12 protein-coding genes are annotated in these 15,451 nt (G+C 66.0%); 2 read left to right on the top strand and 10 right to left on the bottom strand.

The window, feature by feature from the left end:
* Window positions 1-161: 161 nt before the first annotated feature.
* The 5 genes from ilvA to lspA form a co-directional block, all read right to left on the bottom strand.
* On the bottom strand, window positions 162-1,553 hold the full coding sequence (gene ilvA, locus JVX90_RS10135) for a threonine ammonia-lyase IlvA (protein WP_205332196.1): 1,392 nt from the start codon (window positions 1,551-1,553) through the stop codon (window positions 162-164).
* The gene (locus JVX90_RS10140) at window positions 1,516-1,776 is read right to left on the bottom strand and encodes a hypothetical protein (RefSeq protein WP_205328676.1); all 261 of its coding nucleotides are present in this window, start codon (window positions 1,774-1,776) and stop codon (window positions 1,516-1,518) included. The genes ilvA and JVX90_RS10140 overlap by 38 nt, the downstream gene beginning before the upstream one ends.
* Before the next feature lie 78 nt (window positions 1,777-1,854).
* Window positions 1,855-5,388 carry a DNA polymerase III subunit alpha gene (dnaE, locus tag JVX90_RS10145; protein ID WP_205328677.1) on the bottom strand — a complete coding sequence of 1,178 codons (3,534 nt, stop codon included), beginning with the start codon at window positions 5,386-5,388 and terminating at the stop codon, window positions 1,855-1,857.
* 112 nt (window positions 5,389-5,500) lie between these two features.
* Window positions 5,501-6,427 carry an RluA family pseudouridine synthase gene (locus JVX90_RS10150; RefSeq protein ID WP_205328678.1) on the bottom strand — a complete coding sequence of 309 codons (927 nt, stop codon included), beginning with the start codon at window positions 6,425-6,427 and terminating at the stop codon, window positions 5,501-5,503.
* Complete coding sequence (lspA, locus tag JVX90_RS10155; RefSeq protein ID WP_205328679.1) at window positions 6,420-7,016, bottom strand: signal peptidase II; 597 nt, start codon at window positions 7,014-7,016, stop codon at window positions 6,420-6,422. Before lspA ends, JVX90_RS10150 begins: the two co-directional genes overlap by 8 nt.
* A gap of 42 nt (window positions 7,017-7,058) precedes the next feature.
* On the opposite strand from lspA, the gene JVX90_RS10160 reads away from it, so the two are divergent.
* The gene (locus JVX90_RS10160; RefSeq protein ID WP_240193849.1) at window positions 7,059-8,063 is read left to right on the top strand and encodes a hypothetical protein; all 1,005 of its coding nucleotides are present in this window, start codon (window positions 7,059-7,061) and stop codon (window positions 8,061-8,063) included.
* Window positions 8,064-8,141: 78 nt separating this feature from the next.
* On the opposite strand, the gene JVX90_RS10165 is transcribed toward JVX90_RS10160, so the two are convergent.
* Window positions 8,142-8,714 (bottom strand): hypothetical protein, encoded by a 573-nt coding sequence (locus tag JVX90_RS10165; RefSeq protein WP_205328681.1) that lies wholly within the window; start codon window positions 8,712-8,714, stop codon window positions 8,142-8,144.
* Window positions 8,715-8,893: 179 nt separating this feature from the next.
* On the opposite strand from JVX90_RS10165, the gene JVX90_RS10170 reads away from it, so the two are divergent.
* On the top strand, window positions 8,894-9,832 hold the full coding sequence (locus tag JVX90_RS10170; protein WP_205328682.1) for an asparaginase: 939 nt from the start codon (window positions 8,894-8,896) through the stop codon (window positions 9,830-9,832).
* On the opposite strand, the gene JVX90_RS10175 is transcribed toward JVX90_RS10170, so the two are convergent.
* From JVX90_RS10175 to ileS, 4 genes are all read right to left on the bottom strand, one after another.
* The gene (locus tag JVX90_RS10175; protein WP_275889923.1) at window positions 9,790-11,175 is read right to left on the bottom strand and encodes a DNA polymerase IV; all 1,386 of its coding nucleotides are present in this window, start codon (window positions 11,173-11,175) and stop codon (window positions 9,790-9,792) included. The two genes, JVX90_RS10170 and JVX90_RS10175, sit on opposite strands and share 43 nt — an antisense overlap.
* Window positions 11,172-11,351, bottom strand: coding sequence for a hypothetical protein (locus JVX90_RS10180; protein ID WP_205328683.1), 180 nt, complete (start codon window positions 11,349-11,351; stop codon window positions 11,172-11,174). Before JVX90_RS10180 ends, JVX90_RS10175 begins: the two co-directional genes overlap by 4 nt.
* A 20-nt stretch (window positions 11,352-11,371) precedes the next feature.
* On the bottom strand, window positions 11,372-12,136 hold the full coding sequence (locus JVX90_RS10185) for an SGNH/GDSL hydrolase family protein (RefSeq protein ID WP_205328684.1): 765 nt from the start codon (window positions 12,134-12,136) through the stop codon (window positions 11,372-11,374).
* Window positions 12,137-12,220: 84 nt separating this feature from the next.
* Window positions 12,221-15,415: an isoleucine--tRNA ligase gene (ileS, locus tag JVX90_RS10190; protein ID WP_205328685.1), complete on the bottom strand. Its 3,195-nt coding sequence runs from the start codon at window positions 15,413-15,415 to the stop codon at window positions 12,221-12,223.
* Between the last annotated feature and the right edge of the window lie 36 nt (window positions 15,416-15,451).

Here is a 15,451-nt window from a genome sequence, read left to right on the forward strand (position 1 = left end):
AGCATACACAGAACGACACGTTTCCGGTGCCACGGGTCACAGATAATCACCTACTGTGATCCAGCACTGACGCATCAGCAGTAGTCAACGGGCATATTCGGGCATTTGGCACGACGGCGTGCCACATAGTACCGGCCGCGTGGCGAAACGCGGTCCCTCGGCTACGTCAGGTAGCGGTAGGCGGGAGTTCCCGGTTCGAGGCGCTCGACGTCGAGGCGCGAATGCGCCATTCGACGTTCCAGCCCCTCGAGACCCGACGGGTCGCCGAGCTCGATGCCGACGAGCGCCGCACCGGTGTCTCGGTTGTTCCGCTTCACGTACTCGAACAGAGTGATGTCGTCGTCCGGCCCGAGCACGTCGTCGAGGAATCGCCGCAACGCTCCCGGCTCCTGCGGGAAGTTCACCAGGAAGTAATGCTTGAGCCCACGATGCACGAGGGAACGCTCGATGATCTCCCCGTAACGGGAGACATCGTTATTGCCCCCGGACACCAGGGACACCACACGCGTCCCCGGCGCGATCTGAAGGTCGGCCAGTGCTGCCGTGGCGAGCGCACCCGCAGGCTCCGCGATGATTCCCTCGTTCTGATACAGCTCGAGCATCGTCGAGCAGATCGCCCCCTCGTCGACGTGAGTGAGCGTCACACTGCCCGGTGCGAGGTCGACCTCGTCGGCTTCGATCACCGGCACCGCTGGCGCATCGGTGATCGCGGCGAGGACCGGATGCGCGACGACTCGAGCACCGGCGGCCGACATGACCGCGTGGCCGAGGGCGCCGATCCGCTTGACCGAGGCGCCGTCGACGAACGGATCAATCGTGTCGAGGGTATACGGCGAGCCGTTGACCAGCGCCGCGGCGAGCGACACCGCGCCCGCGGGCTCCACGCCGACGATCGCCACCGCAGGGTGAACGGATCGAAGGTAGGTGACGATGCCGGCCATGCATCCCGCTCCGCCGACCGGGAGGACAACCACGTCGGGCGGCCCGTCGAGCTGATCGAGGATCTCCCGACCGATCGTGCCCTGGCCCGACGCCGTGCGTGCGTCGTCGAACGCGTGAATCCAGGTGGCGCCGGTCCGCATCACATCCGACTGCGCGGCCGACGCGGCGGCGTCGTAGGTCTCCCCCACCGGGATCAACTCGACAAAACCGTTGCCGTGCCAGACGATCCGGTCGCGCTTCTGCTTCGGCGTGGTGGTCGGCACGTAGATCCGGCCGTGAACCTTCATCGTGGCGCACGCGAACGCGACACCCTGTGCATGATTGCCGGCACTCGCCGCGACGACACCCGCCGCCAGTTCAGCCTCTGACAGCTGCGCCATCACGTTGTACGCGCCGCGGATCTTGTAGGACCGCACGGTCTGCAGGTCCTCGCGCTTGAGGTGGATCTGCGCACCGTAGTCACGCGAGAGTCGCGGGCACGTGTCGAGAGGCGTGTTCGAGACGACACCCTCCAGTCGCGCGGCGGCAGCATCAATGCTGCTCGGCGTCAGACCTGGGACGGGCGGCTCGGAACTATCGACTGCTGTCGGCGGCGTACTCACGCCGTCCATCGTCCCACCGTCGGCCGTACCAGGCGTAGCCGCCCCACCACGCTGTGACCGCCGCCGCTGCGGTCATCCAGGCGGCACCGACCATCGTCCCACCGAACACCATCACCGACGTGCCGGCGAGCACTCCGCACAGCACCGCGAGCAGTTTGTTCAGCGGCCACCTGACACCTGCCACGTCGACCGTCGGCATCAGGCGCGTCGCCTCACGAATCAGGGTGGTCATACACCGATGATAGCTCATCCTGATCAAGAGTTTCGGGTGCCCGAAACATGATGTGTCGCACACCCAGCAGACGGAGAGTCAGGTGAGGCAACTGGGGCCGAGGAGCGCCTTCAAGTCGCCCATCAGCGCCGACGTCGGATTCACGCGAAGCGCGTCGGTGAGCCGGAGTTGAGTCTGCTTGCGGTCACTGACGAGCGTCACGTGGACGTCGGACGTACCAGGGTGACGGACCAGAACTTGTTTGAGGGCGCCGATCCGATCAGGTGTGCATCGATTCGCGGCGAGAGTCAGCATCAGTGGCTTCGACGTGCCGACAGCGGTGAGGTCCGGAACGGCGAGATCGTTGGCGCTGATCATCAACGAGTCGTCACGTTTGTTGACGCGTGCCCGGACGAGGACGATGTTGTCCTGTACCAAGTCCATGCCGTACGCCGTGAATGCCCTCGGGAAGAAGTAGACCTCGGCGCCACCGACCATGTCTTCGATGGTGACAGCGGCCCACGGTTCGCCCTTCTTGTTCACTCGACGCGTGACCGACGAGATGATGCCGCCGATAGTGATCTGCGCGCCGTCGGAGATGTTGCCTTCCAGCAGCGAGGTGATCGACGTGTCGGTCTGCGCGGAGATCGCGTGTTCGACTCCGGCGAGCGGATGCCCGGACACGTACAGACCGAGCATGTCGCGTTCGAGCGCGAGCTTGTGCTTATTGTCCCACTCCTCGTCCGGCACCTTGACGGCGAACACGTCTCCGACGTCTTCGATGTCGGAGCCCCCGAAGAGGTCGAATTGGCCCATCGCCTCTGCCTTCTTCGTCCCGAGGACCGAGTCGACGGCATCGGCGTGCACCAGGAACAGACCCTTGCGCGGATGCTCCATGGAGTCGAATGCACCGGCCTTGACCAGTGACTCCGTCACCTTCTTGGTGCACGCGACCACATCGATCTTCCCGAGGTAGTCCGAGAAGTTCGAGTACGAGCCTTTGCTCTCGCGGGTCGCGATGATCGATGCGACCACGCCCGAACCGACGTTGCGGATAGCGGCGAGACCGAAGCGGATGTCCTCGCCGACGGCCGCGAAATCGGCACGCGACTCATTGACGTCCGGCGGAAGCACTGTGATGCCCATTTTGCGACAGTCCGCCAGGTAGATCGCGGCCTTGTCCTTGTCGTCACCGACAGAGGTGAGCAGGCCGGCCATGTACTCGGCCGGGTAGTTGGCTTTGAGGTACGCGGTCCAGAACGACACCAGACCGTAGCCGGCGGCGTGTGACTTGTTGAACGCGTAGCCCGCGAACGGAAGGACCGTGTCCCAGAGCGCCTTGATCGCGGCCTGGGAGAACCCGTTGTTCTTCATCCCCTCGGCGAAGCCGCCGTACGCCTCGTCGAGGATCTCCTTCTTCTTCTTGCCCATCGCACGACGCAGCAGATCGGCCTCGCCGAGCGAGTACCCGGCCACCTTCTGCGCGATCTGCATGATCTGCTCCTGGTAGACGATCAGGCCGTACGTCTCCGAGAGAATCTCCTTGAGCGGCTCTTCCAGCTCCGGATGGATCGGTTTGATGTCCTGCAGACCGTTCTTGCGCTTCGCGTAGTCGGTGTGCGCGTTCACGCCCATCGGCCCCGGACGGTACAGGGCGAGGACCGCGACGATGTCCTCGAAACCGGTCGGTTGCATCATCTTGAGCAGTTCGCGCATGGCCGCACCGTCGAGCTGGAACACGCCGAGAGTGTCGCCGCGAGCCAGCAGCTCGTAGGTGGCCGGGTCTTCCAGCGGAAGCTTGTCGAGATCGAGGTCGATACCGCGGTTCGTTTTGATGTTCTCGATCGCGTCGCCGATGACCGTCAGGTTGCGCAGACCGAGGAAGTCCATCTTGAGCAGACCGATGGCCTCGCACGACGGATAGTCCCAGCCGGTGATGATCGCGCCGTCCTGCGCACGCTTCCACACCGGGATCGCGTCGGTCAGCGGTTCGCTCGACATGATGACGGCACACGCGTGGACGCCGGCGTTACGGATCAGTCCCTCGAGGCCGAGCGCGGTGTCATAGATCCGCTTGACGTCGGGATCGGTGTCGATCAGGGTCCGGACCTCGGCGGCTTCGCCGAAGCGCTCGTGATTCGGATCGGTGATGCCCGCCACCGAGATGTCCTTGGCCATGATGGGCGGCGGGAGCGCCTTCGTGATGCGGTCGGCGATCGCAAAGCCCGGCTGCCCGAATTGGACGCGCGCCGAATCCTTGATCGCAGCTTTCGTCTTAATGGTTCCGAAGGTGATGACCTGAGCGACCTTGTCGTTGCCCCACTTCTGCGACGCGTAGACGATCATCTCGCCGCGTCGGCGGTCGTCGAAGTCGATGTCGATATCGGGCATCGACACGCGTTCCGGGTTGAGGAAGCGCTCGAAGAGCAGCCCGTGCGGGATCGGGTCGATGTTCGTGATGCCGAGCGCCCATGCGACGAGCGAGCCTGCCGCGCTGCCTCGGCCGGGGCCGACGCGGATGCCGACCTCCAGCGCGTGCTTGATGAGGTCTCCGACGACGAGGAAGTACGCGGGGAAACCCATCTGGTTGATGACCGACAGCTCGTACTCGGCGCGTTCTGTGTAGTTCGTGGGAACAGTCTGCCCGGTGAAGCGACGGTCGAGTCCGACCATCACCTCGTGTGCCAGCCAGGACTCCTGGGTGTAGCCCTCCGGCACCGGGAACACCGGCATCCGATCGCGGTGGGTGAACACGGCTTCGTACGACTGGACCCGTTCGCCGATCTCGACGGTGTTGTCACAGCCGCCCGGCACCTGGTGGTCCCACAGCTCGCGCATCTCGTCTGCCGACTTCAGGTAGTACCCGTCGCCGTCGAACTTGAACCGGGTCGGGTCCGACAGGGTCTTTCCGGTCTGCACACACAGAAGCGCTTCGTGCGACGTCGCCTGCTCGCGCGTCACGTAGTGGCAGTCGTTCGTCACGATCGGCTTGATGCCGAGCTTGCGACCGATGTCGAGCAGACCGGACCTCACACGGGACTCGATCTCGAGGCCGTGTTCCATCAGCTCGAGGTAGAAGTTTCCCTTGCCGAAGATGTCCTGCCATTTCGCAGCAGCTTCGAGCGCCTCCTGCTCGTGGCCGAGACGGAGGCGGGTCTGGACCTCACCGGACGGGCATCCGGTCGTCGCGATGATCCCCTTGGCGTGCGCCGCGATGATCTCTGCGTCCATACGCGACCACTTGCCGAGTTGCCCCTCCAGAGAAGCCAACGACGACAGCTTGAACAGGTTCCGGAGACCGTCCTCGTTCTCGGCGACCATCGTCATGTGGGTGTAGGCGCCCGAACCGGACACGTCGTCGCTCTTCTGGTCGCGTGTGCCCCACAGGACGCGCTTGGTGTTGAAGCGGTTGTCCGGCGCGATGTACGCCTCGATGCCGATGATCGGCTTGATGTCGTGTTTGCGGGCGGCGTTGTAGAACTCGGACGCCCCGAACATGTTGCCGTGGTCGGTCATGCCGATCGCGGTCATCCCCAGGCGTTTGGCCTCCGCGAACAGCGGCGACACCTTGGCTGCACCGTCCAACATCGAGTACTCGGTGTGGTTGTGCAGATGGACGAACGACCCCGACACGTGCAGCTCCCCTGATCAGATTCAGCTTCGAATGACACCACTGTATGCCGCCGGTACGACACCTCCGGTCCGGCACACGCGGGTGTGACGGATGAGGCGGTCGGACCGGCTGTCAGACGTCTCGCAAGACGTCCAGAGCGTGTTGCAGATCATCGGGATAGTCGGTCGTGAACTGCACACGACGACCGTCCGCGGGATGGGCGAACGCCAATGAGCGGGCGTGCAGCCACTGCCGTTCCAGACCGAGCCGCTCGGCGAGCTTCGGGTCCGCACCGTATGTCGGGTCACCCGCACACGGATGGTGCAGCGCCGAGAAGTGAACGCGGATCTGGTGAGTGCGGCCGGTCTCGAGGTGCACGTCGAGCAACGAGGCGGCGGCGAACATCTCGAGCGTCTCGTAGTGCGTCGTCGACGGCTTGCCGTTCGCTGTGACGGCGAACCGCCAGTCCGAACCCGGATGGCGGCCGATCGGCGCCTCGATGGTGCCTTCGGGCGGATCCAGGTGGCCCTGCACGAGCGCGTGGTACACCTTCTCCACCGTGCGGTACTTGAACGCTCGCTTGAGCAGCGTGTAGGCGCGTTCGGACGCCGCCACAACCATGATCCCGGACGTTCCGACGTCGAGGCGGTGGACGATGCCCTGCCGCTCCTGCGCGCCGGACGTCGAAATGCGGAAACCTGCTGCGGCGAGTGCCCCGATCACCGTCGGGCCGGTCCATCCCTGCGACGGATGCGCGGCGACGCCCGGCGGCTTGTTGACGACGACGATGTCCGAGTCGTGGTAGATCACGTCCAGGTCTTCCACCGGTGTCGGCTCGATCGTCAGCGGACGCTCCGGTTCGGGGAGCGTCACGTCGAGCCAGGCCCCCGCCACCAATTTGTGCGCCTTGTCGACGGCGACACCGTCGACGGTGATGTCACCGGCGTCGGCGAGCCCTGCCGCGACCGTCCGGGACAGTCCGAGCAGACGCGCGACTCCCGCGTCTGTCCGCATGCCGTGCAGCCCGTCGGGCACGGGCATCGCTCGCGAGTCACGCATGGTTGTCGGTCTCCTCATCGGTGCTGTCGGCCTCGGTCGGGTCAGTGTCCGCCGGGTCGGGGTCGTTGCGCGCCGCCCACCCGGTCCGGGTGCCGTCGTAGTCGTAGCCGAGCAGCGTCAGGACGACGAGCAGAATCGCGCCGCACACGACGGCGGAGTCCGCGACGTTGAACGTCGGCCACCAGTCGCCGACCTTGATGAAGTCGACGACGTGACCGCGCAGCGGGCCCGGGGACCGGAAGATGCGGTCGGTCAGGTTGCCGACCGCACCACCGAGGACCATCCCGAGGCCGATCACCCATCCGGTCGACACCAATTTCGACGAATACCTGATGATCCCGAGGACGACGGCGAGCGCGACGAAGGTGAGCACCCACGTATAGCCGGTCGCCATCGAGAACGCCGCACCGCTGTTGCGAATCAGCGTGAACGTCACGAAGTCGCCGATGATCTCCATCGGCTCGTAGGGCGTCAGGAACGCAACGACGAGGACCTTCGTCAGCAGATCCAGCAGATAGACTGTCACCGCGATGACGGCGAGCAGAGAGACGGTCCGGGCGACGCTGCGCCCGGGCACGGTTTGCTTCATGCGTCGATTGTCCCTCATCGGCCGACCACTACTCTCGTGGGCGTGACTGTTCCGCATCGAGACGCCAGTGCCCCTCCCCGTTCGACGACTCCGCGGCGCCGCACCGTCGCCGCTCTGGCGGTACTTCCGCTGAGCGCCGCCGTCGCGTTGACCGGCTGCTCGTCCGACGACTCCGGCACTGCCGCCGACTCCGGTCCGTGCGCGGAATCCTCGAGCGTGGACCGCGCCGGAGTGCGACCGATCCCCGTCTCCGCGGCGACTGTCACGGTGGTCGACCCGGGGTCCGGGACTCTCCAGTCGCTGACGCCCGCACCGGACACCACTCGCTCCCAGGAGGTGACGCTGACGACCGACTCATTGGAGGCGAGCATCGCGCCGGACGCGGAGAACAAGCAGCAGGTGCAACGGACGCAGCAGAACCTGACGACTCCGATCACCGCTCGGGTGGTGTGCGACGACCCCTCGAACCTCGAGTTCACGATCGGCACACCCACGAGCCTCGACAACGCTCTGACCCCGGAGCTCGGCGCGATCGCCGGATCGACGGGAGGGATCAGCTTCACCGCGGGCCTCAACCCTCAGATGCTCCGCCTGCTCCCCAACGAAGAATCGTCGTCCCCTGCCCGCAGCGCAGTCGAGCAGTCGTTCACCGGTGCGCTCGATCAGTCGGTTCCGCTGCCGACTCAACCCGTGGGCATCGGGGCGCGTTGGCAATCTGTTCGCACCGTTTCCTCGGCCGCGACCATTCGACGCACCACAACGGTGACCCTCAAGTCGCACGTCGGATCGGTCCTGAGGTTGGCGGTGACCGTCGAGGAGACTCCGGTGGACTCGGTGTTCCGGATCCCCGGGTCGGCCCAGACGCTGAACATCGACCGCTACGCGATGGCGGGATCCGGTGAGGTCACCGTCGACCTGACGAAGATGCTGCCGACTGGCGGGAAGATCGTCACCAAGGGAGCGCGTCAGCTGTCCGGGGATGCCGGCGCCCCGCCGTTGCTGCAGCAGAACGAGTACACGGTCTCCTGGGGCCCGTCCAAGCCGTAGTCGAGTTGCACGAACGACACGCTGAACGCACGAATGCCCCCGCCAGACGGCGGGGGCATTCGTGTCAGCAGGTCGAACTCAGTTGGTCGACTTCGCCTTCTTCTTCGACGACGGCGTGTCGCTCGCGCACAGCGGCGACTTGGTGTCGCTCATCGCGAGCAGCGAGCAGACCGTGTCCTTCGACAGCTTCCAGCGGCCGTTGTCGAAGACGATCGATGCGTCGATCGGGTTCGCGGGGTTGCCCGGAATCTTGACGAGAACCTTCACCTTGGCCTTCTTGGGGCCGTTCTTGGTGACCGGAGCCTTGATCCGGTAGGTGACCTTCGGGTTGTCCTTCTTCGCCTTCACCAACTTGTCGAAGATCGACGGATCCTTCTCGGAGCCCTCGATGAGGTCGACCTTCTCCGACGCCTTGATCTTCGGGTCCAGAGCAGTCGTCAGCATGTCGTTGAGCGCGGCGACACTCGGCACCTTGCTCGCGTTGGTCATCTCGGCCTCGGAGCCCGTCGCCGGAGCGCCGGTCGACGCGGCAGCCGAGGAGCTCGTCGAGGTGGGCACGGGCGGCACGCCGGAGTCGTCCGAGCCGCACGCGGCGGTGGTGGCGACAGCAGCGGCCACCACGGCAACGGCCACGAAATTGCGAATCTTCAAGGGTTCAATCCTCACGTCATGTTCCGCCCCGGCCGACTGTCGAGCCCGAGCACACAACCACTATGCCAAAAGGCAGCCATGGCACGCATCCGTTCAATCACGACACATCCGCCACTTCTGCCCCGTCCGCTACCGATGACCAGCGCACACTGCGTGCGAGAAAGTGCAACAATCGGCCCATGAACGCATGCCGGGTTGTGATGATCACCACCGGCGGGACGGCTGCGTCCCGCACGACAGACGACGGAGCAGTGCCTGTGCTGACCGCAGCGGACCTAGTTCCGACTGTGTCCGAGGACGTCTCCGTGATCCCGGTCGAGTTGATGGCCGTCGACTCGTCGGCGATGACGGTCCGTGAACAGTTCGCCGTGGTCCGCGCGATCGCCGATGCACTCGACGATCCGGAAGTGACCGGCGTCGTCGTCACTCACGGCACCGACACACTCGAGGAGACGGCCTTCCTCGCCGACCTCTTCGCAGCCGACCCTCGACCGGTCGTGTTCACCGGTGCACAGTTTCCGGCCGACCACCCGGAGTCGGACGGTCCGGCGAACATCACTGACGCAATCACCGCCGCGGCCGATCCCCGGTATCGCGGGCGCGGTGTGCTGGTTGCACTCGGCGGGTCGATCCTGAACTCCCGGGGAGTGTTCAAACGTTCGACGACTGACTTCCGGGCGTTCGACACGGTCAACGCCGACCTCCCACGTCCGTTGGTCGCCGACACGCTCCCGGACGGGCTCCGCGCACGTGTGGATCTCATCGCTCTCTACCCGGGAGTCTCGCCGGGGACCATCGCAGCGGCCGTTGAACAGCGTGCGACCGGCATCGTCCTGTCGGCGACCGGGTCGGGCAACACGCACCCCGACATCACCGCCCAGGTGAGTCTCGCCGTGCAACGCGACGTTGTTGTCGTCGTCTCGACCCGTGTCCCGTTCGGCGCGGTGGAGCCGACATACGGCGGAGGGGGCGGAGGGGTCGATCTGGACCGGGCCGGCGCGATCTTCTCTCCGTGGCTCCGGGCGCCGCAGGCGCGGATGGCACTGCTTGCTCTGCTGTCGGTCGGAGCAGACCGTCAAAGGGTCTCCGACTTCTTCGCGGCGTCGTCGCCCTCCTGATCCCACCCGAGACTGTCGAGCGGATCGGCCCTGGTCAGGCCGGATGCAGCCAGACGGAAGTTCCGGGTGCGCCCGGGACCGGTCTCGCGTGTCTCGAAGCGCACCGTCACGAACCCGTGTCCACCGCCTTGTACCCAGCCGTGCCCGTGGTCGGGGTGTCGGACATCGGTGCCGGTCGGCAGATCGTCGTCTCCCTCCTGCTCCCGGGGAATCTGCACACCTCGCGGTACGTCCACCGGGTCGGCACCAGCTGCCGGGTCGATGTCGAGTTCCGGGAACAGCGAGTCCTGTCGGACGTCGGACAACCCCGCGTAGCCGACTCCCACGAGCCGGATCGGGCCGATCTCCAACGGATCCAGCATCACCTTCAACGCCGCGTTCGTGAGAACGTCCAGGTCGGTTGTCGCGGCGTGCAAGGTTGACGAGCGGGTCAGCACCGACATGTCACTCCGCCGAAGTTTCACCACAACCGTTCGCGCGCCACGACCGTCGTCGATCAACCTGCGATGCGCGTCGGCCGCGGCAGCCAGCACTGCAGCGCGCAGGCCGACGATGTCGATGATGTCCGTGGCGAAGGTCGACTCCGCACTGATCTGCTTCGCGCTGGCGCGTTCGGCCACCGGTCGATGGTCGATGCCCTTCGCGAGTTGATGCAGGGCGGGCCCGACGGTGCCGCCGAGCACGGAGGCGACTTCGGTATCGGACATCGCCGCGAGGTCTCCGATCGTCTCCACACCGAGGCGGGCGAGTCGATCGCCGGACACCGGCCCGATCCCCCACAGTTTGCGGACCGGGAGTTCCTGGAGGAACTCGAGTTGCCGGCTCGGTTCGATCACACGAAGCCCGTCGGGTTTCGCCAAACCGGACGCGATCTTCGCGATCTGCTTTCCGGTCCCGAACCCCACCGAGGCCGCCAGTCCTGTCGCCTCGCGAATCGCGGTCCGCATGCGGCGCGCGAGCTCTGCGGCTTCGTCGACGCTGGCGCCCTGCAACTCCGCCGGCTCCCCGAACGCCTCGTCGAACGACAGTGTCTCGATGACCGGCGCGAACTCTCGGACGATGCCGAACACTCGCGCGCTGACGACGCGATACACGTCGATGCGCGGCGGCAGGACCACCGCGGACGGCCCGACAAGACGTCGGGCCTGATGCATCGGCATCGCGGACCGCGCACCGAACACACGGGCCTCGTAGCTGGCGCCTGCGACGACACCGCGTCCGCCACTGCCGCCGACCAACACCGGACGTCCTGCGAGCGTCGGCCGAGTCAGTTGTTCCACCGAGGCGAAGAACGCGTCCATGTCGATGTGGAACACCCACCGCGAGCTGCGTTCTGCGGTCACCGTTCGCGACAGAGTGCCAGGACGCGCGGATCAGTCGACGTGAAGCGGTCGACCTCTTCCCCACCGTCACACCGCAGCAGTGAGATCGTCACCGAGTCGGACCGTAGAGCCTCGACCGCCCACTGCGCGCCTGCGTCTTCCCAGCGCTGCAGTCGTTCCAGGTCATCGGCGGGCATGTGTCGATCCTATCCCTGCCTCAGGCAGGCGGAACCGACCACTCCGGGTACTTCGGGGCGAGGGTGTCGCCACTGGACACGCCACGGAGGCGACGACCCAGCCATGGTCCGGCGAAGCCGGTGACCCAGGTCAGGGCCGCGCGCGTCTGCTCGGCGGCACTCAGTTCTGGCAGCGGTGCCAGTTCGAGCGCCTGGAGATCGTGGTCCACACCGAGCGCGTCGAGTACCGCGATGGCCATCCGCTGGTGACCAGCAGCCGACATGTGCAGACGGTCGAAGCTCCACAGACGAACGTCGTCGTAGTCCCGGAGCCGCCAATAGTCGACGAGTACAGCACCGTGGCGATCGGCGATCTCCCGCATCGCTTCGGCGAGAATCGCGAACCGTCCGCGCAGAGCCCGAAATCCGGCGGCCGCACCCGGATCGTGCGGCGTGAACAGCACAACGGTCGCGCCGGAGGACACCAGGCGGCCGACCGCGTCGTTGTAGACCGCGGCAAGCGCGTTGATGTCGACCGACGGGCGCAGCAGGTCGTTGCCGCCCGCATGAATCGTGACCAGATCCGGCCCCAGCTCGATCGCGACGTCGACCTGCTCCTCGACGATCGGCACGAGCTTACGACCGCGGATCGCCAGATTCACGTACCGCGCCTGCGGTTGGGCCGCGTGCAGCACTGCGGCAACACGGTCCGCCCACCCGCGGACACCGTTCGGAAGGGTCGGATCGACGTCTCCGACACCTTCGGTGAAGGAGTCGCCGAGCGCCGCATATCGCAGATAAGTCACCGCGCCAGCGTACCGATACGGACGCGGGCACCAGGATCGGGCGACGGTTTCTGAGATTCGTCTGTCGGGCACGTCGGCCCGGGGTCAGGCCTTCGCCACGTCGGCGGAGACGCCGTCGTTGAGCTCGATCGCCGCGGCGTCGCCGGTATCGACGTCGAAGGTCGTCGCGAGGACCTCGCCTGCGATCATCGCAGCGTGGGTCCTGGCGGTGTCCACACGATCCTCCGGCACCACGAGTCGCACGACGATGCGGTCCGAGATCTCCAGACCGAGGTTTCGTCGGGCGTCCTGCAGTTCGCGGACGCGGTCCTTCGCCCAGCCCTCGGCTTCGAGTTCCGGAGTGACCGCGGTGTCCAGGACCACGAGTCCGGCGCCGCTGGGCAGCTCCGCAGTCGAATCGGGCGATGCCGCGACGAGCTTCCGGGAGAACTCCTCCCCACGCAGTTCGATGCCGTCAGCGACGACAACCTGCTCGCCGGTCTCAGCGTTGGTCGCGAACTCCCAGTTCCCGGACTTGACCGCCTTGATGGCCCGCTGGACCTCCTTGCCGATACGCGGTCCGGCCGCACGGGCATTGACCGCCACCTCGACCTTGCCGAACGAGTCGACGTCGGTCGACAGGTCAACCTTCTTCACGTTCATCTCGTCGGCGATCAGATCTGCGTACGGCGCCATCAACTCGGCGGTCGGCGACGCGACGGTCAGACCCGGCAGCGGCAGACGCACGCGCAGCTTGTTTGCCTTGCGGACGCTCGAGGCGACCGAGCAGACCGACTGGATCTCGTCCATCGCCGCCACGAGATCGGCGTCGGCGGGCAGTTCGCCTTCGGCGGGCCAGTCCGTCAGGTGCACCGAGCGCTCCCCGGTGAGACCGCGCCACATGGCCTCGGTCGCCAACGGCAGGAGCGGTGCGGCCAGTCGGCCCGCAACCTCGAGAACCGTGTACAGCGTGTCGAACGCATCGGGATCGGAGTCCTGACCCGCCCAGAAGCGAGCACGCGAACGACGCACGTACCAGTTGGTGAGCGACTCGCAGAACTCGCGGAAGCTCTCGCAGGCACCCGCGATGTCGTAGACGTCCAGAGCATCGGTCATCTCATCCCGCGTCGCCGCCAGCTTGGCGAGGATGTAGCGGTCGAGGACGTTCTCCGAGTCCGTGCGCCACGTGGCCTGACGGTCCGCGTACAGCTGCAGGAAGCTGTAGGCGTTCCACATCGGGAGCAGCGCCTGTCGGACGCCCTCGCGGATGCCTCGCTCAGTGACGACCAGATTGCCGCCGCGCAGGATCGGCGACGCCATCAGGAACCAACGCATGGCGTCCGACCCGTCGCGGTCGAACACCTCGTTGACGTCCGGGTAGTTGCGCTTGGACTTGCTCATCTTCTGACCGTCGTCGCCCAGCACGATGCCGTGAGCGGCCACCGTCTTGAACGCGGGGCGGTCGAAGAGCGCGGTGGCGAGAACGTGCAGGTTATAGAACCAGCCGCGCGTCTGCCCGTTGTACTCGACGATGAAGTCGCCCGGATTGTGCGGGAGGATCCCCTTCTCGGCCGAACCGTCGAACCAGTCGGTGTTCTCGAAGGGGTAGTGCGCCTGCGCGAACGGCATCGAACCGGACTCGAACCAGCAGTCGAGGACCTCGGGGACACGACGCATCGTCGAACGTCCCGACGGGTCGTCGGGGTTCGGCCGAGTCAGTTCGTCGATGTACGGGCGATGCATGTTGGTCGGACGAACTCCGAAGTCGGCCTCCAACTGATCAAGGCTCCCGTACACGTCGACGCGCGGGTAGTCGGGGTCGTCTGAGACCCACACGGGGATCGGTGCGCCCCAGAACCGGTTGCGGCTGATGTTCCAGTCCTTGGCGCCCTCGAGCCACTTGCCGAACTGGCCGTCACGGATGTGCGAGGGCGACCAGGTGATCTCCTGGTTCAGCTCCAACATCCGGGCCTTGATCGGCTGGACGGCGACGAACCACGACGGGACGGCCATGTAGATCAGCGGCTTGCCCGACCGCCACGAATGGGGGTACGAGTGCTCGATCGTCTCGTGCCGGAGTATCCGGCCGGTCTCCTTCAGGTCCTTGATGATCACCGGGTTGGCGTCGAACACCATCAGGCCCTCGTACGGCGGCACCTGCGCGGTGAACTTGCCGCCCGGATCGAGAGGCTGCACCACCTCGATGCCGTTGGCGGTCGCGCAGTCCATGTCCTCTTCACCGAATGCAGGCGCGAGGTGGACGATGCCGGTGCCGCTGTCGGTGGTCACATAGTCCGCGAGCAGAACGCGGTGGGAGTTCGGGTGGCCTGCGAAGAAGTCGAACGGCGGCGTGTAGGTCAGATCCGCGAGTTCGCGTCCGACGTGTGTGCCGATCGTCTCCACCTCGCCGAGTTCCTTGGCGTACGCCCCGACCAGAGCCGTGGCCAGCAGGTAATCGACGCCCTCAGTTGTGCGGACATGGGAGTACTCGACGTCCGGATGAACGGCGATCGCGAGGTTCGACGGCAGGGTCCAGGGAGTCGTCGTCCAGATGAGGGCGTTGACTCCGTCGAGCGGCGAGCCGGGGGCGCTCAGCGGCATGGTGACGGTCACGGCCGGATCCTGGCGCATCCGGTAGGCGTCGTCGAGCTTCGCCTCCTGGTTCGACAGCGGCGTCTGCTCGTACCAGGAGTACGGCAGCACACGGTAGCCCTGGTACACCAGACCCTTGTCGTGCAGCCGCTTGAACGCCCACATCACCGACTCCATGAAGTCGAGATCGAGGGTCTTGTAGTCGTTGTCGAAGTCCACCCAGCGGGCCTGGCGGGTCACATAGTCGCGCCATTCGCCGGTGTACCGCAGAACCGAGTCGCGGCAGTAGTCGTTGAACTTCTCGACGCCCATGGTCTCGATCTCCGACTTGTCGGTGATCCCCAGCTGACGCTCGGCTTCGAGTTCGGCCGGCAGGCCGTGCGTGTCCCAGCCGAAGCGCCGGTCGACCTTCTTGCCGCGCATGGTCTGGTAGCGCGGGACGACGTCCTTGACGTAGCCGGTCAGCAGGTGACCGTAGTGCGGCAGTCCGTTGGCGAACGGAGGGCCGTCGTAGAAGACGAACTCGGGCGCGTCGTCACGGTTCGCGATCGATGCCTTGAAGGTGTCGTCCGACGCCCAGAACTCCAGCACCCGCTGCTCGACGTCCGGAAACGACGGAGCACCGCGACCGGTGCCGCCCGTCAGATCGACGATCGGGTACACCGGTGCGGTGCTCGTGGTGTCAGTGTCGGGGGCGTTGTCGCTCACCAGTGTCTCCTCGTGCCAGTGCTGACATGTCAGCGT

This window comes from Gordonia sp. PDNC005 (assembly GCF_016919385.1).
GTDB lineage: Bacteria > Actinomycetota > Actinomycetes > Mycobacteriales > Mycobacteriaceae > Gordonia.

Excerpts from the sequence above, each read along its gene's own strand:
- ilvA (WP_205332196.1), bottom strand. The coding sequence starts at position 1,553 with ATGGACGGCGTGAGTACGCCGCCGACAGCAGTCGATAGTTCCGAGCCG.
- JVX90_RS10140 (WP_205328676.1), bottom strand. The coding sequence starts at position 1,776 with ATGACCACCCTGATTCGTGAGGCGACGCGCCTGATGCCGACGGTCGAC.
- JVX90_RS10150 (WP_205328678.1), bottom strand. The coding sequence starts at position 6,427 with ATGCGTGACTCGCGAGCGATGCCCGTGCCCGACGGGCTGCACGGCATG.
- lspA (WP_205328679.1), bottom strand. The coding sequence starts at position 7,016 with ATGAAGCAAACCGTGCCCGGGCGCAGCGTCGCCCGGACCGTCTCTCTG.
- JVX90_RS10170 (WP_205328682.1), top strand. The coding sequence starts at position 8,894 with ATGAACGCATGCCGGGTTGTGATGATCACCACCGGCGGGACGGCTGCG.
- JVX90_RS10180 (WP_205328683.1), bottom strand. The coding sequence starts at position 11,351 with ATGCCCGCCGATGACCTGGAACGACTGCAGCGCTGGGAAGACGCAGGC.